Genomic DNA, 23845 nt, shown 5'->3' with positions numbered 1-23845 from the left:
CCCCAAGTTGCGCACCCTGTCAATGATCGCCGCAAGGTCGTCCCAAACCGGACATAAGACTAGACTATGCCCGTTAGGGCCACGGAGCGGCGGCGTGCGGATGATCGCCGATCAATTCGCCGAAGCGGCGGATCTTGCGACGACCGGAGATCTTGAGCACCGGGCCCTTGGCGAGTTCCGCGTCGATGCCGAGTTGCCAGAGCGCCTTCTGCGCCGGCTGCCAGCACTCCGCGTCCTGCGCACCGAGGCGCAGCAGGATCTCCGAGTCGTTCAACCGCAGCGACCCGGCCGCGACGAACCACAGCCGCAGCCGCACGCCGTCGAGCACGAAGGCCTCCGGTGGCACCTTCTCGGTCTCCCGCAGCCAGGCCGCGCTCAGCGGAGCCAATATCCCCGTGTACGCCGTCCGCACCGTGAACTCCTCCGGCGCAGGTGCCGGGTGCTCCCCGTCCGGAACGGGCTCCTCCGGCACCGGGGCGGGCGACTCCACCACCCCCTCCCGGATGTCGCGCTCCGGCAGCGAGTCCCCGTCGGGCGCGAGCACATCCTCGACCTCGTCGACGTGGTCGACCTCTTGCGAGGGCTGAGCGGGCCGTGGAGCCTCGATCGGCGCATCGATGTCGGGGACCTGAAGCTCGGGCTCGCGACGCTGTCCGGGGACCTGAGCGGGCTCCCAGGCGGGGTTGAGCTGACGCACGCCGAGCTCCGCCATGAGCACGTGCACCCGCCAGGCGTGGCTGACGACGACGGAGACCCGCGCGGTGCCGCCCATCCGCACCAGTCGGCCGGGTCCGATCAGCAGCCCGGCGAGATCGTTGGGTGAGGGGTCGGCGGACGAGGCGCCGAAGATCGGGAGCTGCCCGGCGACTAGCGGCACTCCGGTACCTCTTCGAAGGCTTCGCGCAGCTCCACCGACTGGAGCTTGCCGAGGTCGGGGGCCGTCTTGGCGTACTCGGAGTTGAGGGTGTCGAGCACCGCGGCGACCTGGTCGGAGAAGTCCTTGTTCTCGGTGGCCGTGATCGCCGAGATGCCGTTCTTCGCGTGCGCGTAAGCGTCGCGGACCCCCGCGAGCGATGTGACGAAGCTCGCAGCGATCGCGGGGCCGTCGGTGACATCGGGTGCGCCGGCGGCGACCACCTTGGACCGGGCGCTCTCGGTGGCGGTCTCGGCGCTGGCGAAGAGCCTGGTCAGGTTCTCCTTCGCCTGCGCCGTGTTGGGCGCCGCCTCCTGCTGCTGCTGGGTGCGCTTGGTCAGCGCGTTTATCTCCGTGCGCCACGGGGTCAGCGCCGAGCAGACCGATGCCGCCCACACCTCCGGCGGTGGTTCACCCGCACAACCCCCCAGCCCGGCGAGGAGCAGCGCCAGCGCCAAGGAGGGCTTCAAGCCAGCGCTCACCAGCCTTCGCATGGCTAGCAGCGTAAAGCGTAAGGGCCGAAGCGCGCGATGCGCTTCGGCCCTTCGTTTTATCGCACCTGCTAGACGGCGGCCTTCTCCCGCTGGGAGGGGGTCACCGTCCCGTCACCTTTTCCCTCGCCGTCGACCTCGCCCAGCGAGAGCGGCTTGCGCTTGCTGAACCAGACCGCGATGACGATCACGGCGGCGGCGAACGCGGCGATGCCGACGCGGGCGCCGGTGTTGGAGTCCGGTCCGACGCTCAGCGCGACGACGGCCGGCGCGATGAGCAGCGCGACCAGGTTCATCACCTTGAGCAGCGGGTTGATCGCCGGGCCGGCGGTGTCCTTGAACGGGTCACCGACGGTGTCACCGATGATCGTCGCCTCGTGGGCGGGCGAGCCCTTGCCACCGTAGGCGCCGTCCTCGACCATCTTCTTCGCGTTGTCCCACGCGCCACCCGAGTTGGCCAGGAAGACGGCCATCAGGGTGCCCGTGCCGATCGCACCGGCGAGGTAGGACGCGAGCGGACCCGCGCCCAGGCCGAAGCCGACCGCGATCGGGGCCAGGACGGCCAGCAGACCGGGCGTGATCAGCTCGCGCTGCGCGTCCCGGGTGCAGATGTCGACGACCTTGCCGTACTCCGGACGCTGGGTGCCGTCCATGATGCCCGGGAACTCCCGGAACTGGCGGCGCACCTCGAACACGACGGCCATGGCCGACCGCGACACGGCGTTGATGGCGAGCCCCGAGAAGAGGAACACCACCGCGGAGCCGATGAGCAGGCCGACCAGGTTGGCCGGGTTGGAGACGTTGAGCATGTCCGCCAGCGCCTCGGCGACGTTCTGACCGGCCGTGGTCAGCGAGCTGACCAGGGTGTCGGTGTAGGAGCCGAAGAGCGCGGTCGCCGCGAGCACGGCGGTCGCGATCGCGATTCCCTTGGTGATCGCCTTCGTGGTGTTGCCGACGGCGTCGAGCTCGGTCAGGGTGCGCGCACCCTTCTCGTCGATGTCGCCGGACATCTCCGCGATGCCCTGAGCGTTGTCGCTGATGGGACCGAAGGTGTCCATCGCCACGATCACGCCGACCGTGGTGAGGAGACCGCAGCCCGCCAGCGCCACCGCGAAGAGCGACAGCGTGATGGAGCCCGTACCCAGGAGGAACGCGCCGAAGACGGCACCGCCGATGAGCAGCGCGCTGTAGACGGCCGACTCGAGGCCGACGCTGATGCCCGCGAGGACGACGGTGGCGGCACCCGTGAGGGCCGACTTGCCGATGTCCTTGACCGGGCGGCGGCTCGTCTCGGTGTAGTAGCCGGTCAGCGCCATGATCGCCGCAGCGAGCGCGATGCCGATGACGACCGCGGCGAGCGCGATGATCCGCGGGTTGGTGTTGGCGCCGACGTTCTTCAGCGGGCTGGCGAGGCCGGCCCAGGTCCCGGGCAGGTACGCCCAGGTGGCGGCGGCGACGGCCGCTGCCGCGATGACAGCCGAGATATAGAACGCCCGGTTGATCGCGGTGAGGCCGCTCTTGTCGGCCTTGCGGAGCCGGGTGATGAAGACACCGATGATCGCCACGATGACGCCGACCGCCGAGATGACGAGCGGGAAGACGAGACCGTACTGCGTGCCGAAGGCCGCCTTGCCGAGGATCAGCGAGGCGACGAGCGTGACCGCATAGGACTCGAAGAGATCGGCGGCCATGCCGGCGCAGTCACCGACGTTGTCACCGACGTTGTCGGCGATCGTCGCGGCGTTGCGCGGGTCATCCTCGGGGATGCCCTGCTCGACCTTGCCGACCAGGTCGGCGCCGACGTCCGCGGCCTTGGTGAAGATGCCGCCGCCGACGCGCATGAACATCGCGAGCAGCGCGGCGCCGAAGCCGAAGCCCTCGAGCACGGTCGGAGCGTCGGACTCGTAGAGGAAGACGACGAGCGCGGCACCGAAGAGGCCGAGGCCCACGGTGAGGAAGCCGACGACGCCACCCGTACGGAAGGCGATGCTCATCGCCTTCTCACGGCCGCCCTCGGCCTCACGGGCAGCTGCGGCCACCCGCAGGTTCGCCCGGGTGGCGAGTGCCATGCCCGCGCCGCCGATGAAGGCGGAGAAGAGGGCACCGACGACGAAGAAGGCCGACCGGCCGATCTTCACCATGGTTTCGTTGTCGCCGGAAGCGTGGCTCACCGGCAGCAGGTAGAGCACGACGACGGCGAGCACGACGAAAATGCCCAGCGTCTTGAACTGACGGAACAGGTATGCGGAGGCGCCCTCTTGGACGGCACCCGCGATATCCTGCATCTTTTTGGTGCCCTTACCGGTCGCCAGCACCGCGCGCACGAGTGCTGCGGCGAAGCCAAGCGCCACCAGTGCAATCACGGCGGCGACGACGATCAACGTAACGTTGGTGCCGGTAAGGGACAGCCCGTCGCCAGCGGCGACGAGTTGAGTCCCGGACATCGATGTCCTCCTGTTGGCACGACGCCTCCCACAAGGGAGGCGGCGGTTGCAGATAACCCGTGCACTCTAGCTTTAGGGCGTGTTGCAGGTCACATCAGAACCCCGAAGTGTCGCGGTGATCTTTGCCGCTGTGTTACTCCGGAGTTTCCGCTAAGGTTCCTAACTTTGCCCTGCGTGAGCTGCGAGACCCGGCATGGCCTGCAAGATCGCGCCGACGCCGACCTTTTACCTACGCGAGCGCTTCAGTGGCCAGATCATGCTGACCACGGAGCCGCCGCCCTCTTCGGCGGCCGCGACGGAGAACTCGTCGGCGACCCCGGTGAGCAGCAGCAGGCTCGCTTCCTCGGTGATCTCTTCGACGGGGTCGGTCGAGCGTGACTCGATGCCGCCGGGCGCCCGATCGGTCACCCGGACCGTGTAGGGGTTGTCGTCGCTCATCTCCACCACGATCGGCGAACGCAGCCGGTGCCGCTGGTGGCGGGTCACGGCCCGGCCGCAGGCCTCGCCGATCGCGAGGCGCACCTCGTCGAGCCGGTCCTCGGGCAGTCCCGCCTTACGGGCGACGGCGACGCCGACCAGGCGCGCGGTCCGCACGTGGGCGGGCTCCGGGCTGAACTCCAGACGCACGATCGCCATTCAGGACGCGGCCTCGCCGGTCGCGGCGCCCTCGGCCACGGCAGCTTCCACCGTCGGATAGAGCGGCAGGACCTGGTCGAGCGCGGTGATCCGGAAGATCTTCAGCAGGTTGTCGCGCGAGCAGACGAGGCTGAAGGTCGCTCCTGCGGCACGAGATTTCTTGAGCCCGCCGACCAGCACACCGAGCCCGGTGGAGTCGAGGAACTCGACCTTGCCGAGGTCGACGACGAGCGCGCTCGTGCCCGCCTCCAGCAGCTCGACCAGGCGCTCGCGAAGCTTCGGCGCCGTATAGACGTCGATCTCACCGCCGACCTCGAGCACCGTGTGTGCCGCGACGACGCGCGTCGCCAGGGACAAGTCCATGCACGCATCTTGCCACTGCGGCCAACCCGAGCGCTTCCCCGCCACGGTCTATATTCATCCCCTCCCGGGTACGCTGCCGGGCGTGGCCTCCCTCCCCCTGGAAGACCGCCTGGCTGTGCTGCGGCCCGGGCGCTCGGCCGAGGCGATCACCCACATCGAGCGGACCGCCGCCCGCGCGGGCGAGCGGTCACCCTGGCCGGCCTTCGTGCCGGAGGAGCTGATCAAGGCGCTCGCCACGATCGGGATCGATGAGCCGTGGCGGCACCAGGCCCAGGCCGCGTCGCTCGCGCACGGCGGCACCAACATCGTGATCGCCACCGGGACCGGTTCCGGCAAATCGCTCGCCTACCTGCTCCCGGCGCTGACCGCGCTGCTCACGGGCACGCGCGACCGCGTCCTTTATCTCGCTCCGACCAAGGCGCTCGCCGCGGATCAGTTGCGCTCGATCACAAACCTCAACCTCCCGGGGGTACGCGCTGCCGTCTACGACGGTGACACGCCACGGGAGGAGCGGGAATGGGTTCGGCAGCACGCCAACCTGGTGCTCACCAATCCGGACATGTTGCACCACGGCATCCTCCCCGGGCACGAGCGCTGGCGGCTGTTCCTGAAGCACCTGCGCTACGTGGTCGTCGACGAGAGCCACACATATCGGGGAGTCTTCGGCTCCCACGTGGCGCACGTGCTGCGGCGGCTGCGGCGGCTCAGCGGCGTACCGGTCTTCATCGCCGCGTCGGCCACCGCCGGTGATCCGGCCGCCTCGGTCTCCCGGCTGGTCGGAGCACCGGTCGTCGCCGTCACCGAGGACACCGCTCCCCGGGGCGCGTCGACCTTCGCGCTCTGGGAACCGCCGATGCAGTCCGACGCCGACGGGGTGCAGCACCGCAGGTCCACCCTCGCCGAGACCGCCGACCTGCTCACGGACGCCGTGCTGCGCGGGATGCGTACCCTCGCGTTCGTGCCCTCGCGACGCGGCGCCGAGGTGGTCGCGGCGATGGCGAAGCGCGCGCTCGACGAGGCCGTGCCGGGGCTCGGCGCGAGCGTCGCGGCATACCGGGGCGGCTACCTGCGCGAGGACCGGCGAGCGCTGGAGCGGGCGCTGCTCGACGGCACGCTGACCGGCCTCGCCACCACCAACGCGCTGGAGCTCGGCGTGGACCTGACCGGACTCGACGCGGTGATCCTCGCCGGGTATCCGGGACGGCTCGCCTCGATGTGGCAGCAGGCCGGGCGGGCCGGCCGGGCCGGGCGCGATTCCCTCTGCGTGCTGGTGGCGAAGGACGACCCGCTCGACACCTACCTCGTGCACCACCCGGCGGCGCTCTTCGCCCGGCCGATCGAGGCGACCGTCCTCGACCCCGGCAACCCCTACGTGCTCGCACCGCACCTGTGCAGCGCCGCGATGGAGCGGCCGCTCACCGGCGACGACCTGGAGCTCTTCGGCGCACCGCAGGGCCTCGTCGACGATCTGGTCCGGGCGGGGGCGCTGCGCAGCAGGCCGACGGGCTACTACTGGACGCACGCCACCCGGCCCGAGGTGGACCTGCGCGGCTCCGGCGGTGCGCCGATCTCCATCGTCGAGTCCGGTTCCGGGCGGCTCGTCGGCACGCTCGACGCGGGCTCCGCGCACCACGCGCTGCACCAGGGTGCCGTCTACCTGCATCAGGGCCGGTCCTTCGTCGTCGACGACCTCGACCTCGCGGACGCGACCGCGCTCGTGCACCCCGACGAGCCGGACTACACGACGCATGCCCGTGATGTCACCGATCTCCATGTCATCGAGATCCGCGAGCACCGCGCGCTGGGGCCGATCGGGCTCTTCCTCGGCGATGTCGACGTCACCCACCAGGTCGTCTCCTTCCAGCGGCGGCGGGTCGGCTCGGGCGAGGTGATCGGCACGTTTCCGCTGGACCTGCCTACGCGTCAGCTGCGGACCGTCGCCGTGTGGGCCACCCTCACGGAGGAGTCGACGGCCGAGGTGGTCGACCTGCCGGGGTCGCTGCACGCCGCCGAGCACGCGGCGATCGGCCTGCTGCCGCTCATCGCCACCTGCGACCGCTGGGACATCGGCGGGCTCTCCACGGCGCTGCACCCGGACACGGGAGCGCCGACGATCTTCGTTTACGACGGGCACCCGGGTGGGGCGGGATTCGCCGAGCGGGCGTACGCCGTGGTCGAGCAGTGGCTCGGCGCGACCAGGGACGCCATCGCCGCGTGTGAATGCCGGACCGGCTGCCCGAGCTGCGTGCAGTCCCCGAAGTGCGGCAACGGCAACGACCCGCTCAGCAAGCCGGGCGCCGTCGAGATCCTCGATCTGGTGCTGACCGCCCTGCGCTGATTTCGCTGCCCTACGCCGGGTTTGGCGGTCATCCAATTGCACGATGCCGGGTGAGTAACAAGACGGACACAATTCGTGGCACCCCTCGGATCAAGGAGTTGCGATGAACTCCGCACTGACCCTCGTCTTTCTCCCGGTCGCTCTCGGCATCATCATGCTGGGGCTCGGCCTGGGCCTTACCGTCGACGACTTCCGGCGCGTCGTCCTCTACCCCAAGGCGGTGCTGATCGCGCTCGGCTGCCAGCTCCTCCTGCTGCCCGCGCTCTGTTTCGGCCTCGTCATCCTGCTCGACCTGCCGCCCGCGCTCGCCGTCGGCATGATGGTGCTCGCGGCTTCCCCCGGCGGCACCACCGCCAACCTCTACAGCCACCTCTTCGGCGGTCACGTCGCCCTCAACGTCACCCTCACCGCGATCAACTCGGTGCTCGCCGTCGTCACCCTGCCGGTGGTGGTCAACTTCGCGATCGCCAACTTCATGAGCGGCAACGACAGCATCGGCCTCCAATTCGACAAGGTCGCCCAGGTATTCGCGATCGTGCTCGTCCCGGTCGCGATCGGCATGCTGATCCGTGCCAAGGCACCCGCCTTCGCCGACCGGATGCAGCGCCCGGTCAAGATCCTGTCGATCGTCGTGCTGGTCGCGGTCATCGCGGGAGCCGTCCTGAAGGAGAAGGAGCACATCGCCGACTACTTCGTGGCGGTGGGTGTCGCGGCGCTGATCTTCAACGTGATCAGCCTCTCGGTCGGCTACTGGCTGCCCCGGCTCGCGACCGTCGAGCGGACCCAGTCCATCGCGGCGGCCTTCGAGATCGGCATCCACAACAGCACGCTCGCGATCACCATCGCGATCAGCCCGGCCCTGCTCGACAGCACCGAGATGGCGATCCCCGCCGCGGTCTACGGCCTCATCATGTTCTTCACCGCAGCCGTCTTCGGCCTGCTGATCCGTCGCCGCCCCGCAACACCACCCGCCGAACCGGCATAGCACCGGGCATGATCGCGCCATTTCCTGCCAACAGTCCCCTCAACTGCACTTTGAAGGGTCACCTTCCGGGAAATGGCGCGATCATGCCGCGAGCGGGGAACGGATCGGCTAGAGCACCGGGCCCGCCAGGGCAACCGCTTCGGCGGACAGGCCGTGCCATCGCACCTGAGCCGTCACCAGCAGATTCAGGCCGTCGAGACGGCACTGTGTGAGCACCGCTCCGTTGGCCGCGACGTACGCCCCGGCCCGCTCGCACGCCACCGCCGCACCCCACGCGGATCGCCGAGCCCCGGCCAGCGCACCGAGATCGGCCGCCACCTGGGCCTGATGCCGGGTCGCGACCGCCGTGCCGATGAGCGCCGACGCGGCGGCGAAGAGCGAGATGATCATCCCTACAAAGAGAACACACAGGGATGCGCTGCCCCGGTCACCGGTCATACGCTTCCTGACCATGGGGACCGCGCTCGTCCTGATTTTCATGATCCTCGGCCTGATCGTGGCCGTCGCCACCGTCGTCGCCGTCGGGATTGCGGTCGGCATCGTCGCCGGCTTCTTCCTCGGCGGCATGGTGCTGGCCGGCATCGTCGGCGTCACGTCGACGATCCTCTTCCGCTATCGGACACCTCGACCGCCGCGGTGGCGCGTGCAGTCACCGTCAGCTCCGGCAGGCGCCCTCCGGGCAGCGACACCGCCGCACTGACGACCGCGACGACCTGATCGCCGTCGCGGCTGATCCGCACCGACGACCCCGCGGGCAGCGTCGGCGGATCCTCGCCGCGCGCCACCGCCAGCGCCACGTCGCGGGCCGCGTCCAGACACCGCAGTTGCCGGGTCACGGCGACGACCGAGGTCAGACCGAACATCAGCAGCATCATCAGCACGGGCAGGCTGACCGCGAGCTCAGCGGTCGCCGAGCCCCGCTGCCGCGAACACGCCGCTCGCCCGCCACGCGCCGCTCGTCCGCCACGCGCCGCTCGTCCGGCAGCCGCACCGCCGTCCGCCGGCTCGCGGCCGGCCGGAACGACACGGCTCACTTGAGCGCCCGCTGGACGATCGCGGCGAGCGCCGACTGCACGGCATTGCTCGTCACCACCTTGAAGAGGATCCCCGCGAAGGCGACGGCGGCGAGCGTGCCGACCGCGTACTCCGCGGTGCTCATGCCCGCGTCCCGCGCATTCCGGTTGAGCCTCTTGAACAGCCTCATGACATCTCCTCACAGGGTCAGGTCGCCGAGATAGGCGATCAGCACCGGCACCAGGCCGGCCAGCACAAAGGCGGGCAGGAAACACAGCCCCAGGGGAAGCACGATCAGCACCCCGGCCCGGCGCGACGCGGTCTCGACCGCCAACGCGTCGAGGTCGCGCAGGTCGGCCGCGCAGCGTTGCAGGACACCCGCGAGCGCCGCTCCGTTGGCGGAGCTCCGCTCGGCCGCCGTCACGACACGGGCCGCGCCGTCGAGGTCGGCCAGGTGGCGCAGCGCATCACGGACCGGCGCGCCGAGGGCGAGCGAGCGCCCGGCCCGGTCGAGGCGCTCGCTGATCGGCCCTTGCAACGAGTCCGAGACGGCGAGCAGGCAGTGGTCCAGCGGCGCACCGGCACGCAGGGCTGCGGCGATGAGGTCGATCGCGAGCGGCAGGTCCCGGCGGGCCGCCTCGCGCTCCCGGCGTCGCTCGGGCGGCTCGGCCCGCAGCAGAAAGGCGAGCAGTGCGCCCGCGCCGAGGAGCCCGGCCACGATGCCCGCAGTGCCGCCGACGCAGATCACGAGCACGCCACCGGCACCGGCCGCGATCAGCACCGGCTTGATCAGAGCACCGCTCACGTGCGACTTCGAGACAGCGGAGATCTCTCGGGGGACGCGTGGCCGGGGCGGGCCGTTCCTGGTCCCCGCAGGTCCGCCGGTCTTCGAGCGCCGGCCGCGAGAACCCGCGCCGTGGGATCGGACCGCGGCGGACGCACCAACCGCATGACCCAGGCGAGGCCGCCCAGCTGCAGCAGGATCGCCCCGATCGCGCACCCCGCACCGAGCGGCGTGTGCAGCAGGATCCGGGCCGGGTTCACGCCGAGCACGTAGCCCAGGGCGACTCCGCCGATCGGCAGGGCCGCGAGCAGCACCGCCGTCGTCGCGGCGCCCGCCGCCTCACTCCCGGCCCGGGCGGCCGAGCGGATCGCGAGCCGATGCTGCGTCTCGATCCGCTCCAGCAGCTCGGCGAGGGGTGCGCCCGTCCGCTCCGACAGCGACAGCGCGGACCAGGCCTGCGCACGTAGGACCTCGTCCTCCACAAGGGACAGATCGGTGGTGACGAGCCCCGCCCGCAGTGCGGCAGCACCGTCGGCGAGCGTGTCCAGCGCCGCACCGAATCGCCGCTGCGCTGCCGCGTCGCGCCGGGTCCGGTGCACCAGGTAAGCGGCGGTGCCGAGATAGGCGGCGGCCACGACGGTGGCGACCGGCCCGCCGAGCAGGCCCCCGACCAGGGAACCCACGCCCACCACGGCCACCGTCACGACCCTGCCGGACAGGGCGAGCCTCCTGGCCCCGCCGACCGGTGCGGCGGAGGGGAGGATCCGGCGCAGCCGGCGGGTCGACCCGGTCAGCACGGTGCGGACCCCGGGGTGCCGAGGAGCGCCGGTGGGCGTACCCCACGGGTGGTGAAGAGGTCGGAGAGGCGTTGCGCTGCGGGCCCAGCGCCGCGACCGAGCTGCCAGGCCGGGACGGCGGCCACCAAGCCGTCGCGGCCGGACGGCAGCAGCAGGCACGCCTCCTCCAGCACCCGGCCGCCGGGGACCCGGCGCAGGTGCAGGACGAGCTGGAGCGCTGCGGCGAGCTGTGCGTGGAGCACCGCTCTCGGCAGGCCGCCGAGCAGCCCGAGCGATTCGAGCCGGGCCGGTACGTCGGTCGCCGCGTTGGCGTGCAGCGTGCCCGCGCCGCCCTCGTGGCCGGTGTTGAGGGCAGCGAGCAGGTCGGCGACCTCGCCACCGCGGCACTCCCCCACCACGAGGCGATCGGGGCGCATCCGCAGCGCCTGCCGGACGAGGTCGGCCATCGCGACCGATCCCGCACCCTCCACATTGGCTGTTCGGGATTGCAGCCCCACGACGTGCGGATGGCGGGGGCGCAGCTCGGCGGAGTCCTCGACGAGCACGATCCGCTCGGTCACCGGGACGAGCCCCAGCATCGCGTTGAGCATGGTCGTCTTGCCCGAACCGGTCCCGCCGCTGATGACGAAGCTCAGCCGGGCCGCCATCACCGCCGCGAGCAACTCGGCGACGGGCGCCGGGACCAGCTCGCCGATGACGAACGGGCGCTGGCGAAACGTACGCAGCGACAGGCACGGACCGAAGGGGGCGACCGGCGGCAGGACCGCGTGCAGCCGGGTGCCGTCCGCGAGACGGGCGTCCACGAACGGGCTCCCGTCGTCGAGCCGACGACCGGCCCCGGCGGCGAGGCGCTGCGCGAGCCGTCGCACCTCCTGCGGATCGCGGAAGAGCGACGGTCCCCGGACCAGGCCGTGGCCTCGATCGACCCAGACCTCGACCCCGTTGACGAGCACATCGGTGACGGCCTGGTCGGCGAGGAGCCCGGCGAGCGGCCCCGCACCCGCGAGATCGCTGTGCACGCGATCGGCGAGACGCAGCAGCGTCGTGTCGCCGAGCGGCGCGACGCCGGGCTCGGCCCGCAGCGCCGCGACGACCGCCGATGGTGAGGCGGCATCGCCGCTGCCCGCGAGGCGCTCGCGAACCCGGTCGGTGAAATGGTCCTGGGCCAGCAGTGTCACGGCAGCTCCTTCAGCAGGCGGGTGCAGAGTTCGGCGAGCGGTCCACGTCCGCTCGCCGCGGGCGCCTCACCGCGTTCGAGAGCGGCGTCGAGGCCGGGCTCGGGGCGCAGCACTCCCGCGAGCGGCAGCCCGACCGCCTTGGCGACCTCCTCCGGGCGCAGGTTGCCCGGGGACGGACCGCGCACGATGAGGTCGAGCGAGTCGCGATGTCGCAGCACCTCGACGGCGAAGCGGGCGGCGGCAGCGGCGGCACGCAGCTCCGCGGGGATCACCATCAGCGCGAGGTCGGCGGCGGCGAGGGCGACCATCGCGGTGTCGTCGAGACGTCTGGGCAGGTCGACCACGATGAGGTCGCGGCCACGGCGACCGGCGTCCAGGGTCGCGGCCATCGCCTCGGCCGGCAGCCAGGTGGGCGACTCGCCGTCGCGGTCGGCCCGACCCCACGAGAGCACCACCAGATCGCCTCGGCCGGGCAGCTCGCGCACGAGCGCCGCCTCGTCGACCCGGCCACTCGCCTCGACCAGCGACGGCCAGCGCAGCCCCTGCACCGTCTCCCAGCCCAGCACCAGGTCGAGCCCGCCGCCGAGGGGATCCGCGTCGATCAGGAGGGTGCGCTTGCCCGCCCGCACCGCGGTGGTCGCGAGCCCGGCCGCGAGCGTCGAGGCACCGGCCCCACCGCGACCGCCGACGACGGTGACGACCCGGCCCGGCCGGGCACTCGCATCGCTGTGGCAGTCGGCGATCAGGTCGACCAGCCACGGCTCGGCGATCGGCAGCACGGCGACGAACTCGGCCCCGAACTGCGGCGCGAACTCGTTGACCTGCTCGGCCGTCGCGCCGTCGCGGGCGACGAAGACGACACGCCGCCGACGTGGGAATCGGGCCCGCATGCAGGCGGGCGCCTGATCCGCCCCGATCAGGACGAGCGGCGCGGTGCCGAAACGGGAACGCGCGCCGGCGGGATCGATGACGACGTCGGCCTCGGCACCGGCGACGGAGACGAGCCGGAGCAGGTCGTCGAGGATCTCCGGATCGGCGGTGATGACCAGGGGTCGGACGGTCGAACGCATCGGCGGGCTCCGGTCTCGGGTCGGGAAGGTGACCCGTTCACGGTCCTCTACCGGACAGCGCTCGATGCCATTGATGATGTCCACTTCTGTGGACATCACGGCCATGTGGACAACCGGGGGGTGCGTTCCACAGGACTACGGGGGCCTGGATGTCAGCCCACAATGGCGACGACCCCCGTCGATAGACGGGGGTCGTCCTAGGGGTCCGGCTCCGGGGGGGTTGAGCCGAAACCCGCTCAGCGGTCACGGGGGGGGTGCGACCGCCGAGGGCTCGCGTGTGTCAAGCATGCCTGAGCGAGCCGTGCGCGTCGAGGGGGGATTTGCCTAAAACGCGCCGACACGCCGATTCGCTTTCAAGATCGTACTCTGCGCAATCACTGAGTCGCTGATCAGTAACAAAAGCACCGGCCGGATGTGGCCACCGGCGTGGGGTCACACCCGCTCGCGGGGGCCGCGTAGACTCGCCAGCCGTGGGGCGTAGCGCCGCTTTCTTCGACCTGGACAAGACCGTCATCGCCAAATCAAGCGCGTTGGCCTTCGGTCGTCCCTTCTATCGTGATGGGCTCATCACGCGACGCGATGCCGTCAAGGCGGCCTACGCGCACCTGGCCTTCAAGCTGGGCGGCGCCGATGAGGCCGGCATGGCGAAGACTCGCGACTACCTGGCCGAGCTCTGCCGTGGCTGGCGAGCCGACCAGGTGCAGCAGATCGTCGCGGAGACGCTCAACGAGCTGATCAAGCCCTATGTCTACGCGGAGGCGGCGACGCTCATCGCCGAGCACCAGGCGGCGGGGCGGGACGTGGTCCTCGTCTCGGCATCGGGCGACGAGTTCGTGCGCCCGATCGGCGAGCAGCTCGGGGTCAGCGACGTGATCGCGACCCGGATGCGCGTCGTCGACGGCACCTACACCGGCGAGATCGATTTCTATGCCGCCGGTCCGGCGAAGGTCGACGGGGTTCGCGAGCTCGCCAAGGAGCGCGGCTACGACCTCGCCGAGTGCTATGCCTACTCCGACTCGATCTCCGATGCCCCGCTGCTGGAGGAGGTCGGCCACCCGACGGCGGTCAACCCCGATCGCGGGCTGCGCAAGCTCGCCGTCGAGCACGACTGGCCGATCCTGGAGTTCCGCCACCCGGTGCCGCTCAGCATGCGGGTCCGCAAGCAGCTCAAGGAGCGCCCGGCGGTCCCGGTCGCGGCAGCCGCCGCGGTCGGCGTCGGTCTCGCCATCGGCATCGCCTGGTACGGGCACAAGCGCCGCGCCGCCCGAAAGCTGGACGCCTGACCGTCACACCAGCCTCATCTGCCCCACCAGTCACAGGATCACGGCGACCGCTTCACTACTCGCAGGTAGAAGCGTAGAAAAGTGGATACGGAACCGAATAACCGCACTTGGTGACTTGGATTCCGGGCACGGCCTCCGGGCACCCACGCGCGATCAGCCGCGAGTAGGCACGAGGCGTCGGCACCGCAAGGACCGGCGTCGTTCGTCATAGGTGCACGCCTGGTAACCCGGCGGGAAGTGCGCGATGGCGCCGCGTCTTGTAGCGGCGCCATCCTACTTTCCCGTCATTACCGCCAGTCATGCTCAGTTCCCAGGGGACACACAGCTTCGGCGTTCTGCTCTAGAGTCACGCCGTTCTTGTGTTCAACCCCCACCTGCGGAGCCCCTCATGTACTGGAATCTCGACTTCGACGCCGACCCCGGCTTCTCGGCCTACGTCGTCCTCCTGGTCATCTCAGGCCTGATCATGCTGTTCCTCGGCATCAGCGGCGTCGGCGAGCAGACGAAGGGCGAGCGGGCGGTCAGCGCCGTGGTCGGCCTCGCCTTCTTCGGCTACGGCTTCTACCTGGCCCTGCTCTTCGACGGCGGCACCTACTGGATCGTCTTCAAGGCGTTCATCGTGCCCGCCGTGCTGATCTTCAACGTGATCCGCAACGCGATCACCCGCCGCAAGGAGCGCAAGGCCGGCCCGGTCGAGGCGCAGGCGAACCCCTACCCGGCCTACCCGCCGCAGGCGAACGCCGCCCAGCCCTACGCACCCCAGCCGGCAGCACCGCAGGCCTACGCACCCCAGCCTGCAGCACCCCAGCCCTACGCACCCCAGCCTGCAGCACCGCAGGCCGCGCAGCCGGCGCCGGTCAGCCCGGTCCAGGAGCAGTAGGACGCATCAGTTGAAGGCGTCGGCGATCTCCGTGAAGACGCCGACGCCTTCCTCTATCGCCGTCGTGTAGTGGCGCAGCCAGGAGCGCAGGCCGTCCGGCGTACCGGTGGCGAAGGCGTTGGCGGCTCCGACGTACTCGGGCTCGCGGCGCATGTGGCCCTCCTCGACCGCGATGACGCCCCGCGCATCGAACCCGCTGCTCACCAGCGTGAGCCTCGCCGCCGCCCGCGCGACCACCCCGTTGGCCCCCTCGAAGGCGCGCAGGGCGAGCAGCTCCCCGTGGACGACGGCCGCTCGGATGATCGGCTCCCCCTCGGCTGCGATGACAAGCTCGGAGAGCGCCTCCAGGCGGGCCGCGACGACGGGGTCGGCCACCGGCCGGCCCAGCTCCGACTCGGGCAGGACACCGGTGGCGGCGAGCAGGTGCAGGCGGGCCAGCGCCTGGCGGGGGACCTTCGGCCAGAGCTCCACCATGCCGGGCAGCGCCTCGGCGACGCGCAGGGAGCCCTGGACCACGGGGTCGAGGACGGCGCCGGTGCGGACCTCTTCGGTGGCGTACCGATGATCACTCAACGCAGCGCTCGCCACCGCCGCCCGCAGGCTGACCTCGGCCGCGACCGGACCGCCCTTCTTCCGCAGCGACCAGTGCTTCAGCGCGCCGTCGACCGCCGCCCGCGCACGGACAACCGCCGCCTCGACGTCGGGAAGCTGCAAGAGTGGAGCAAGCGGGTCGGTCACGTTGATCAGCTTAATATGAAGGGCGTGTTGCTCGAAGCTGCGCGGAAAGGGCATTATGTGAGCACTATCAAGCCGAACTGCGCACGCAACGCCAGTGAGCGCAACGCTGGGACCGTTCGGCGCGGGCCTGGCTCGACGGGTTGCCGACCCCTCGACCCGGAGCACGACCAGCACTAACCTAGGCACACACCGCGCACACTGAGGAGTCTCATCGATGAGCGAGACCTTGGAGAACCTGCTGCAGGAGGATCGGCTCTTCCCGCCGCCCGCAGAACTCGCCGCGAACGCGAACGTCACCGCCTCGGCATTCGACGACGCCGCCGCCGACCGGCTCGCCTTCTGGGCCGACAAGGCCCACCGGCTGGACTGGTCCAAGGAGTGGGACCAGGTGCTCGACTGGTCCAACCCGCCGTTTGCGAAGTGGTTCGTCGGCGGCCGGCTCAACATCGCCTACAACTGCCTCGACCGGCATGTTCTCAACGGGATCGGCGACCGCGTCGCGATCCACTGGGAGGGCGAGCCCGGCGACACCCGCACCATCACCTACGCCGACCTGCACACCGAGGTGTGTCGCGCCGCCAACGCGCTGACCGACCTGGGTGTCACGGCCGGTGACCGGGTCGCGATCTACATGCCGATGATCCCCGAGGCGGCGGTGGCGATGCTCGCCTGTGCCCGCATCGGCGCCACGCACTCCGTCGTCTTCGGCGGCTTCAGCAAGGACGCCCTCGCCGGACGCATCCGCGACGCGAGCGCCAAGGTCGTCATCACCGCCGACGGCGGCTACCGCCGCGGTGCGCCGAGCGCGCTCAAGCCCACGGTCGACGAGTCCGTCGCCGAGTGCCCGACGATCGAGAAGGTCCTCGTCGTCCGGCGTACCGGCCAGGATGTCGACTGGCAGGACGGCCGCGACGTGTGGTGGCACGACGTGGTCGACAACGCGTCCTCCGAGCACGAGGCACAGGCGTTCGACGCGGAGCACCCGCTCTTCATCCTCTACACCTCCGGCACGACGGCGAAGCCCAAGGGCATCCTGCACACCACCGGCGGATACCTCACCCAGGCGAGCTACACCCACCACGCGGTCTTCGACCTCAAGCCCGAGAACGACGTCTACTGGTGCACGGCCGACATCGGCTGGGTCACCGGCCACAGCTACATCGTCTACGGCCCGCTCTCCAACGGCGCCACCCAGGTAATGTACGAGGGCACGCCCGACACCCCGCACCGGGGCAGGTTCTGGGAGATCGTCGAGAAGTACAAGGTGACGATCCTCTACACGGCGCCGACGGCGATCCGCACCTTCGCCAAGTGGGGTGACGACATCCCGGCGCAGTTCGACCTGTCGAGCCTGCGGCTGCTGGGCTCGGTCGGCGAGCCGATCAACCCCGAGGCCTGGATGTGGTACCGCGAGCACATCGGCGGCGACCGCTGTCCGATCGTCGACACCTGGTGGCAGACCGAGACCGGCGCCATCATGGTCTCCCCGCTGCCGGGCGTGACCGTGACGAAGCCGGGCTCGGCGATGGGCCCGCTGCCCGGCATCAGTGCGGAGGTCGTCGACGACGCGGGCAACCCGGTCGGCAACGGCGGCGGCGGTTACCTGGTGCTCAACGAGCCGTGGCCGTCGATGCTGCGCACGATCTGGGGCGACGACGACCGGTTCATCGAGACCTACTGGTCGCGCTTCGCCGCGCAGGGCTACTACTTCGCCGGCGACGGTGCCAAGAAGGACGACGACGGCGCGCTCTGGCTGCTCGGCCGGGTCGACGACGTGATGCTCGTCAGCGGGCACAACATCTCCACCACCGAGGTCGAGTCGGCGCTGGTCGCCCATGCCGCGGTCGCCGAGGCGGCGGTGGTCGGCGCGACCGACCCCACCACCGGCCAGGCGATCGTCGCGTTCGTCATCCTGCGCGGCGGCGCCGAGGTCGACGAGGCGACGCTGCGCGAGCACGTGGCCAAGACGCTCGGCCCGATCTGCAAGCCGCGTTCGATCCAGGTCGTCGCCGAGCTGCCGAAGACGCGGTCCGGCAAGATCATGCGTCGCCTGCTCCGCGACATCGCCGAGAAGCGAACAATGGGCGATGTCACTACATTGCAGGATTCGTCCGTTATGGACCTGATCTCCGCCGGAGTTCAGGCTGGCAAATCGGACGAGGACTAACCACTCAGACCAACCGAATAAGCGGCGGGTAACGGCCTGGAGGGCTGTTACCCGCCGTTTTGTCTTGGGCACCGACGTTATCTCTACAGTGGACACACGAGCCATGCGACCTGCGCACGAATCCATTCATGTCGAGTTAACGACTACTGTGAAAATGATTTAGTCGTCGGTGGGTTCCCAGAAACCCTCGCAGTGTCTATCTTCACAGTTAGCCCTTGCGCATGACGACATTGTCATCTGCGTAGGCCCTCCCCATCCTCAGGAGGGCATTCGGCATCCCCCAACCCGGAGGTTCGTAGGTGCGTAAACTCATGGTGGGCCTGCTCACCGTGTCGCTCGCGACAGGGATGGGCCTCACGCTCAGCCCGGTTGCGTTCGCGGCACCATCGGTGCAGGCCGATCCCAGTTCCCCCGCCCCCGCAGACGACGATCTGCCCAACCCGCTTGAGGCTAAGCGGCGTGAGCTTCGCGAGCAGGCGCTCAGCGAGGTGCTCACGGGTCAGATCTCCACCGAGAAGCGCGGTGCCAGCACCGTCGCCAAGGTCGGCCAAACCAACGGTGCCAGCGTTTCAGGCGGCAGGGGTATCGGCGGGCTGTTCGGTGGCAAGCGCAACCAGTATGTCGAGCTCGCGCGCGAGACGACGGACCGCGTGTTCGTCATCCTCGCGGAGTTCGGCAACGACCGGCACCCCAGCTACCCGGATCAGGACACTGACCCGACGACGCAGGGACCGGCGACCTTCCAGGGACCGCTGCACAACGCGATCCCGGCACCCGACCGTACGGTCGACAACTCGACGAAGTGGCAGTCCGACTTCACCCCGGATTACTTCCGGAACGTGTACTTCGGCGCTGGCACCAACACCGAGTCGCTGAAGACCTACTACGAGACCCAGTCTTCGGGTCGCTACAGCGTCTCCGGCACCGTCACCGACTGGGTGAAGGTCAAGTACAACGAGGCCCGGTACGGCCGGTCCAACGGCTTCCCGTGCGGTGGCAACGTCTGCAACAACACCTGGGTGTTGGTCAAGGACGCCGCCAACCAGTGGGTCGCCGACCAGAAGGCGATGGGACGCACCGACGCGCAGATCGCGGCGGAGCTTGCCACCTTCGACAAGTGGGACCGTTACGACTTCGATGGCGACGGCAACTTCAACGAGCCGGACGGTTACCTCGACCACTTCCAGATCGTCCACTCCGGCGGCGACCAGGCCGACGGCGACCCGCAGCAGGGTGAGGACGCGATCTGGAGCCACCGTTGGTACGCCTACGTCAGCAACGCTGGCCTGGACGGACCGGCGTACAACCCGCTCGGCGGCACCCAGGTTGGCACGACCGGCCTGTGGATCGGCGACTACACCATCCAGCCTGAGAACGGCGGACGGTCGGTCTTCTTCCACGAGTACGGTCACGACCTCGGTCTCCCGGACGACTACAACGTCAGCAGCGGTGGCGACAACAACAACGAGCACTGGACCCTGATGGCCCAGTCCCGCCTCGGCGCGGCTGGCGAGCAGTGGATCGGCGACCGTGCCGGTGACCTCGGTGCTTGGAACAAGCTGCAGCTCGGCTGGCTGAACTACAAGAACGTCAAGGCCGGCGACGTCAAGCTGCTGGAGCTCGGCCCGCAGGAGTACAACACCGCGAAGCCGCAGGCTCTCGTCGTCACACTGCCGAAGAAGCAGGTCACCTCTGACCTGGGTGCTCCGTTCGCGGGCTCCAAGCAGTACTTCTCCGGCAACGCCGACGACCTCAACACCACGCAGACGCGGTCGTTCGACCTGACCGGCAAGTCGTCCGCGGCTCTGTCGCTCAAGGGTCGGTACGGCATCGAGGAAGGGTTCGACTACCTCTACTTCGAGGCCTCGACCGACGGCACCAACTGGACCGCTCTCAACGGCACCGTCGGCGGAGCGCCGTTCAGTGCCGATGGCGGCGGCCGTCCGGCCATCGAGGGCAACACCGGTGGCGCGTGGGTGGACATCAACGTCCCTCTGACCGCCTACGCCGGTGCTCCGGTGCAGGTCCGCCTGCACTACGTCACCGACGGTGGCGTCTTCGAGGGTGGCTTCTTCGGCGACAACATCTCCGTCACCGCCAACGGTGCCGAGATCTTCGCCGACGGCGCCGAGACCGCGACGACCTGGGCGCTCGACGGGTTCTCCGTCGTCGGCTCCACGTCGACGCAGGAGTTCGACCACTTCTACATCGCGGGTGGTCGCACCTACACGTCGTACGACAAGTACCTCAAGACCGGTCCGTACTACTTCGGGTACAACCCGACGTTCCCGGACAAGGTCGACCACTACTCGTACGACGAGGGTCTGCTGATCTCGTACTGGGACACCTCGTACGCGGACAACGACACGTTCGTCCACCCGGGCAACGGTCGTAACCTGATCATCGACTCGCACCCGAAGCCGCTCGTCCGTTCGGACGGCGTCATCTGGCGCGCTCGTGTCCAGGTCTACGACGCTCCGTTCGGCCTGAACAAGACGGGCAAGGTCCAGATCCACCAGGCTGGCGTTCTTGAGACCATCAAGAGCCAGGCCGGCAACCCGCTGTTCGACGACACGAAGACCTACTGGTACCCCGAGCTGCCGAACCACGGCGTCAAGGTTGCCAACGCGGGTGTTCAGATCGCCGTTCTGTGGACCAGCGGCACCTCGACCTGGGTCGCGGTGTTCTGATCCAAAGGGTTTGCTGATCTGAGTTAGACAACGGCGGCGCCCGGGGAATCACTCCCCGGGCGCCGCTGCATTTCCCGCTTTCTGGGAACGAAACCTGGTCCGGCTGCGTCGATCTAGAGCACAGCCATCTGGAGGAGATGCTCGATGAACAGAACAGTTGCCGGTTTCATGCTGGTGGTCGGGCTCAGCACCGTGGCCGGGTGCGCCGACCAGCCGGATCCGTCCGCATCACCGACCGCACCGGTCACGAGCCCCGCCGGCAGCGGGCTCCCCACGATGACGCCGCCGACGGCACCACCGAAGAGCCCGACCGACGCACTGCCGACCGATGTGGTCGTGGGTCGGATCACCAAGGGCGGCACCGGCCCCTGCTACGGCCTCATCACCGACGACGACAAGCAGTACGCGCTCTACAGCACCGCCGGGACCACACTGACCGAGGGCCAGGTCGTCCGGGTGCAGACGGCACCCCTGCTCATCAAGATCTACTGTGGACCCGGCGAGCACCGCAGCATCGTCAAGGTCGAGCCCGTCAGCTGAAGGGCCGGAAGGTCTGCCCCTCGCCGCCGGTGCAGGGCGGTCCCGCGATCAGCTGGATGCTGCGGTCCTCCAGATCCATCACGACGGTCCAGATCGTTTCTGAGCGGTCGAGAACGGCATCCCGCTCATCGACGTGCCGACAGATCGAGATCGGGGCGCTCTGATGGTCACAGAGGGCTTCAACGATGCCCGGCCCATCGATGCGACCCTTTCCTTCGGCGATCCGGTCGGCGAGCAGCCGCCGCATCCGGGCCGACCGGAAGAGCGACGAGCCGCCCCAGTCCTTGATCGTGTCGTAGATCGGCAGTGGCGCCTCGAAGTGGTTCGCATGCACCAGCAGGCCGTCCTGCGGGTGCAGCCAGGCACTGTCGCCGGGCACGAGCTCCAGGTCGATCACCTCGCCGGGCCCGTCCTGGGCGGCGGCACCGATCATCAGGTTGATCGAGGCCGACCGGGGCGACCGGATGGCGTTGCGCAGTGACCAGGAGAGCGAGTCCGCCTCCAGCACCGAGCGCAGCAGGACGTGGTAAGGCACGCCGCCGGGACGGCCGTCCCGATCGCTGCCGAGCAGGTTGACGCAGACGCCGACGCCCCGGGAGTTGAGCCCGGCCTTGGCGAGCATGCCCGCCTCGGTGAGCGCGGCGATCTCGTGCCCGCGCTCGTCACGGGTGATCAGCAGCAGCGTGTACGGCCGCTGCTCCGGGTGCCAGTCCCAGTTCTGCCCGATGATCGTGTGCCCGTTGACGGTGTGGCTGCCGAGGACCCCGAGCGAGGTGCACTCCCCCTCACCCGCCGGCGGGTCGCCGGGCGCCCCGCAGGCGACGGTCCCGTAGAGCAGCTCCGACCGCGCGTTGATCGCGTAGATCAGCTCCACCTCCACGCCCGCAGCCTCCGCCACAGCGTCCAGCGTCGCGGCGAGCCGGGGAAAGTGCGCCAGCGTGGTGGCCCGATATACCGCACCCTGCACGGTGACGGCGGCCCGATCGAGCCCCACCCCGGCCGAGAACCGCTCCAGATAGGCCTCGACGTTGGCCCGAATCATCTCCGCAGCCTGAGCCCCGTAGGCGGCCCCCAACTCGGCAGGCGTCCCACTGACATCAACGACGAGAAGCTGAGAAGAGCTCATGGCGCACCCTAACCGCGCCAGCCCCTCCACCGCGACGCCAATTCCGCGCGGTAAGCCCCATATTTCGCGTTGATCAAGGGAAGACTCACCATCCGGGGTGTCCGATATGCCTGGAGTCTTCCCTTGATCAACGCGAAATGCGCATAGGCTCGGGGCGTGACTGGGGAGCGGGAGCGGCGGCGGCGAGTCCGGATGCTGAAGCGGCGGCGGGTGGTCGGGGCCGCTTCGGGTGTCGTGCGGTTCCTGCGGACCGAGCAGGTCGGCGGGATGATCCTGCTCGCCGCGACCGCGTTGGCGCTGATCGTCGCCAACTCGGGGCTCGCCTCCGCCTATCACCGGCTCGTCAGCGCCTCCTTCGGCCCCGAGAGCCTGCACCTGCACCTCAGCGTGCAGCAGTGGGCCACCGACGGGCTCCTCACCATCTTCTTCGTCGTCGCCGGGCTCGAACTCAAGCGGGAACTCGTCATCGGCGAGCTGCGCGAGCCCCGCCAGGCGATGCTGCCGATCATCGGCGCTCTCGGCGGCATGATCGTCCCGGCCGCCGTCTGCTACTTCGTCGCCATCGGGGCGCCCGGCGGGGGCGAGGCGTGGGCCGTCCCGGTCGCCACCGACATCGCCTTCGCGCTCGCCGTGCTCGCGATCTGCGCCCGGCAGCTCCCGCCCAGCCTGCGGGTCTTCCTGCTCTCCCTGGCGATCGTCGACGACCTCGGCGCGATCCTGCTCATCGCCGCCCTCTTCACCGCGCACCTCAACCTGCTCGCGCTGATCGGTGCGGTCGCCGCGATCGCCGTCTACGCCGTCTTCCAGCAGATGCGGGTCACCGGCTGGTGGATCTACCTCCCGCTCGGTGTCGCCGCCTGGGCGCTGCTGCACACCTCCGGCATCCACGCCACCCTCGCGGGCGTCGCGATCGGACTCGTCACCCGGGTCAAGCACGATCCCGGCGAGCACGAATCCCCCGCCGAGCTGCTGGAACACAAGCTCCAACCCGTCTCCGCGGGCATCTGCGTGCCGCTGTTCGCCTTCGTCGCGGCCGGGATCCCCGTCAGCGCCGACGCGATGTCGCGGCTGTTCACCGACCGGGCAGCGCTCGGCGTACTCATCGGCTTGGTCGTGGGCAAGACGATCGGCGTCTTCGGCGGAGCGCTCGTCGCGACCAGGCTGCGCCTCGCGAGCCTGCCCGGGGACCTGGACTGGCGCGACCTCTTCGCCGTCAGCGTGCTCACCGGCTGCGGCTTCACGGTGAGCCTGCTCATCGCCGAACTCGCCTTCGACGCCGGACCGCAGCGGGACCGGATCAAGATGGCGGTGCTGCTCGGCTCACTCGTCGCCGCGCTGCTCTCCGCGGCGCTGCTGCGGCGACGGGTCAAAGCCCGCCGTTAACCTGGCGGCAAGGTAGCCTGTGGCC

Annotated in this window: 22 protein-coding genes; 8 read left to right on the top strand and 14 right to left on the bottom strand. The window is 69.8% G+C overall.

The features are described from left to right. Nucleotides 1–73: 73 nt before the first annotated feature. The 5 genes from F4553_RS23410 to F4553_RS23390 all read right to left on the bottom strand — a co-directional run bounded on the left by F4553_RS23410 (nucleotide 74) and on the right by F4553_RS23390 (nucleotide 4847). Nucleotides 74–877, bottom strand: coding sequence for a hypothetical protein (locus F4553_RS23410; protein ID WP_184841294.1), 804 nt, complete (start codon nucleotides 875–877; stop codon nucleotides 74–76). Further along, nucleotides 868–1407, bottom strand: coding sequence for a hypothetical protein (locus F4553_RS23405; RefSeq protein WP_184839298.1), 540 nt, complete (start codon nucleotides 1405–1407; stop codon nucleotides 868–870). Before F4553_RS23405 ends, F4553_RS23410 begins: the two co-directional genes overlap by 10 nt. Before the next feature lie 68 nt (nucleotides 1408–1475). Further along, entirely contained in the window at nucleotides 1476–3848 is a 2373-nt protein-coding gene (locus tag F4553_RS23400; RefSeq protein WP_184839296.1) for a sodium-translocating pyrophosphatase, read from the bottom strand. A 225-nt stretch (nucleotides 3849–4073) separates the two neighbouring features. Then, a complete protein-coding gene (locus F4553_RS23395; protein ID WP_184839294.1) occupies nucleotides 4074–4484 on the bottom strand; it encodes an ATP-binding protein in 411 nt (136 codons plus the stop codon). Further along, the gene (locus F4553_RS23390) at nucleotides 4485–4847 is read right to left on the bottom strand and encodes an STAS domain-containing protein (protein ID WP_184839292.1); all 363 of its coding nucleotides are present in this window, start codon (nucleotides 4845–4847) and stop codon (nucleotides 4485–4487) included. An 82-nt stretch (nucleotides 4848–4929) separates the two neighbouring features. Here F4553_RS23390 and F4553_RS23385 point away from each other — a divergent pair, with 82 nt between their 5' ends. Together F4553_RS23385 and F4553_RS23380 are read left to right on the top strand one after the other, a co-directional pair. After that, nucleotides 4930–7185, top strand: a complete 2256-nt coding sequence (locus tag F4553_RS23385; protein WP_312875321.1) for a DNA 3'-5' helicase SftH — start codon at nucleotides 4930–4932, stop codon at nucleotides 7183–7185. Between the two features lie 103 nt (nucleotides 7186–7288). Then, nucleotides 7289–8170 (top strand): bile acid:sodium symporter family protein, encoded by an 882-nt coding sequence (locus F4553_RS23380; RefSeq protein WP_184839288.1) that lies wholly within the window; start codon nucleotides 7289–7291, stop codon nucleotides 8168–8170. 108 nt (nucleotides 8171–8278) lie between these two features. On the opposite strand, the gene F4553_RS23375 is transcribed toward F4553_RS23380, so the two are convergent. The 7 genes from F4553_RS23375 to ssd form a co-directional block, all read right to left on the bottom strand. Beyond that, nucleotides 8279–8608 carry an Rv3654c family TadE-like protein gene (locus F4553_RS23375; protein WP_281395271.1) on the bottom strand — a complete coding sequence of 110 codons (330 nt, stop codon included), beginning with the start codon at nucleotides 8606–8608 and terminating at the stop codon, nucleotides 8279–8281. 152 nt (nucleotides 8609–8760) lie between these two features. Beyond that, nucleotides 8761–9204: a TadE family type IV pilus minor pilin gene (locus F4553_RS23370; protein WP_312875320.1), complete on the bottom strand. Its 444-nt coding sequence runs from the start codon at nucleotides 9202–9204 to the stop codon at nucleotides 8761–8763. Continuing rightward, the gene (locus F4553_RS23365) at nucleotides 9201–9374 is read right to left on the bottom strand and encodes a DUF4244 domain-containing protein (RefSeq protein ID WP_184839284.1); all 174 of its coding nucleotides are present in this window, start codon (nucleotides 9372–9374) and stop codon (nucleotides 9201–9203) included. The genes F4553_RS23370 and F4553_RS23365 overlap by 4 nt, the downstream gene beginning before the upstream one ends. Nucleotides 9375–9383: 9 nt before the next feature. Further along, nucleotides 9384–9989, bottom strand: a complete 606-nt coding sequence (locus tag F4553_RS23360; RefSeq protein ID WP_312875319.1) for a type II secretion system F family protein — start codon at nucleotides 9987–9989, stop codon at nucleotides 9384–9386. Next, nucleotides 9986–10765 carry a type II secretion system F family protein gene (locus F4553_RS23355; RefSeq protein WP_184839282.1) on the bottom strand — a complete coding sequence of 260 codons (780 nt, stop codon included), beginning with the start codon at nucleotides 10763–10765 and terminating at the stop codon, nucleotides 9986–9988. Before F4553_RS23355 ends, F4553_RS23360 begins: the two co-directional genes overlap by 4 nt. Beyond that, a complete protein-coding gene (locus tag F4553_RS23350) occupies nucleotides 10759–11934 on the bottom strand; it encodes a TadA family conjugal transfer-associated ATPase (RefSeq protein ID WP_376776286.1) in 1176 nt (391 codons plus the stop codon). Before F4553_RS23350 ends, F4553_RS23355 begins: the two co-directional genes overlap by 7 nt. Nucleotides 11935–11939: 5 nt before the next feature. Next, nucleotides 11940–12986 (bottom strand): septum site-determining protein Ssd, encoded by a 1047-nt coding sequence (ssd, locus tag F4553_RS23345; RefSeq protein WP_184841114.1) that lies wholly within the window; start codon nucleotides 12984–12986, stop codon nucleotides 11940–11942. A gap of 497 nt (nucleotides 12987–13483) precedes the next feature. Between ssd and F4553_RS23340 the strand changes: the two genes are divergently transcribed. Then, on the top strand, nucleotides 13484–14296 hold the full coding sequence (locus F4553_RS23340) for an HAD family hydrolase (protein WP_184839281.1): 813 nt from the start codon (nucleotides 13484–13486) through the stop codon (nucleotides 14294–14296). Nucleotides 14297–14684: 388 nt separating this feature from the next. Further along, complete coding sequence (locus F4553_RS23335; protein ID WP_184839279.1) at nucleotides 14685–15176, top strand: hypothetical protein; 492 nt, start codon at nucleotides 14685–14687, stop codon at nucleotides 15174–15176. A 6-nt stretch (nucleotides 15177–15182) separates the two neighbouring features. Here F4553_RS23335 and F4553_RS23330 read toward each other — a convergent pair whose 3' ends face one another. Beyond that, complete coding sequence (locus F4553_RS23330) at nucleotides 15183–15968, bottom strand: Fic family protein (protein WP_184839277.1); 786 nt, start codon at nucleotides 15966–15968, stop codon at nucleotides 15183–15185. Between the two features lie 160 nt (nucleotides 15969–16128). Here F4553_RS23330 and acs point away from each other — a divergent pair, with 160 nt between their 5' ends. The 3 genes from acs (at nucleotide 16129) to F4553_RS23315 (ending at nucleotide 21311) form a co-directional block, all read left to right on the top strand. Beyond that, nucleotides 16129–18081, top strand: a complete 1953-nt coding sequence (gene acs / locus F4553_RS23325; protein ID WP_184839275.1) for an acetate--CoA ligase — start codon at nucleotides 16129–16131, stop codon at nucleotides 18079–18081. A gap of 314 nt (nucleotides 18082–18395) precedes the next feature. Beyond that, nucleotides 18396–20771 (top strand): immune inhibitor A domain-containing protein, encoded by a 2376-nt coding sequence (locus tag F4553_RS23320; RefSeq protein ID WP_184841112.1) that lies wholly within the window; start codon nucleotides 18396–18398, stop codon nucleotides 20769–20771. Between the two features lie 144 nt (nucleotides 20772–20915). Continuing rightward, nucleotides 20916–21311, top strand: coding sequence for a hypothetical protein (locus F4553_RS23315; protein ID WP_184839273.1), 396 nt, complete (start codon nucleotides 20916–20918; stop codon nucleotides 21309–21311). Here the strand turns inward: F4553_RS23315 and F4553_RS23310 are convergent. Next, on the bottom strand, nucleotides 21304–22437 hold the full coding sequence (locus F4553_RS23310) for a C45 family autoproteolytic acyltransferase/hydrolase (protein WP_281395044.1): 1134 nt from the start codon (nucleotides 22435–22437) through the stop codon (nucleotides 21304–21306). The genes F4553_RS23315 and F4553_RS23310 overlap by 8 nt on opposite strands. Nucleotides 22438–22593: 156 nt before the next feature. Between F4553_RS23310 and nhaA the strand changes: the two genes are divergently transcribed. After that, a complete protein-coding gene (nhaA, locus tag F4553_RS23305) occupies nucleotides 22594–23820 on the top strand; it encodes a Na+/H+ antiporter NhaA (RefSeq protein WP_184839269.1) in 1227 nt (408 codons plus the stop codon). Nucleotides 23821–23845: the final 25 nt, after the last annotated feature.

Origin of the sequence: Allocatelliglobosispora scoriae (assembly GCF_014204945.1) — a bacterium.
In the GTDB taxonomy this organism is placed as follows: domain Bacteria; phylum Actinomycetota; class Actinomycetes; order Mycobacteriales; family Micromonosporaceae; genus Allocatelliglobosispora; species Allocatelliglobosispora scoriae.
The sequence above is the reverse complement of the archived record's forward strand: the minus strand, read 5'-3'. Positions and strand labels throughout refer to the sequence as shown.

Coding starts and splice junctions, on each gene's coding strand:
- F4553_RS23395 (WP_184839294.1), bottom strand. CDS start 4,484: ATGGCGATCGTGCGTCTGGAGTTCAGCCCGGAGCCCGCCCACGTGCGG.
- F4553_RS23375 (WP_281395271.1), bottom strand. CDS start 8,608: ATGACCGGTGACCGGGGCAGCGCATCCCTGTGTGTTCTCTTTGTAGGG.
- F4553_RS23315 (WP_184839273.1), top strand. CDS start 20,916: ATGAACAGAACAGTTGCCGGTTTCATGCTGGTGGTCGGGCTCAGCACC.
- F4553_RS23405 (WP_184839298.1), bottom strand. CDS start 1,407: ATGCGAAGGCTGGTGAGCGCTGGCTTGAAGCCCTCCTTGGCGCTGGCG.
- F4553_RS23365 (WP_184839284.1), bottom strand. CDS start 9,374: ATGAGGCTGTTCAAGAGGCTCAACCGGAATGCGCGGGACGCGGGCATG.
- F4553_RS23400 (WP_184839296.1), bottom strand. CDS start 3,848: ATGTCCGGGACTCAACTCGTCGCCGCTGGCGACGGGCTGTCCCTTACC.
- F4553_RS23330 (WP_184839277.1), bottom strand. CDS start 15,968: ATGCCCTTTCCGCGCAGCTTCGAGCAACACGCCCTTCATATTAAGCTG.
- acs (WP_184839275.1), top strand. CDS start 16,129: ATGAGCGAGACCTTGGAGAACCTGCTGCAGGAGGATCGGCTCTTCCCG.
- F4553_RS23390 (WP_184839292.1), bottom strand. CDS start 4,847: ATGGACTTGTCCCTGGCGACGCGCGTCGTCGCGGCACACACGGTGCTC.
- F4553_RS23310 (WP_281395044.1), bottom strand. CDS start 22,437: ATGAGCTCTTCTCAGCTTCTCGTCGTTGATGTCAGTGGGACGCCTGCC.
- F4553_RS23335 (WP_184839279.1), top strand. CDS start 14,685: ATGTACTGGAATCTCGACTTCGACGCCGACCCCGGCTTCTCGGCCTAC.
- F4553_RS23380 (WP_184839288.1), top strand. CDS start 7,289: ATGAACTCCGCACTGACCCTCGTCTTTCTCCCGGTCGCTCTCGGCATC.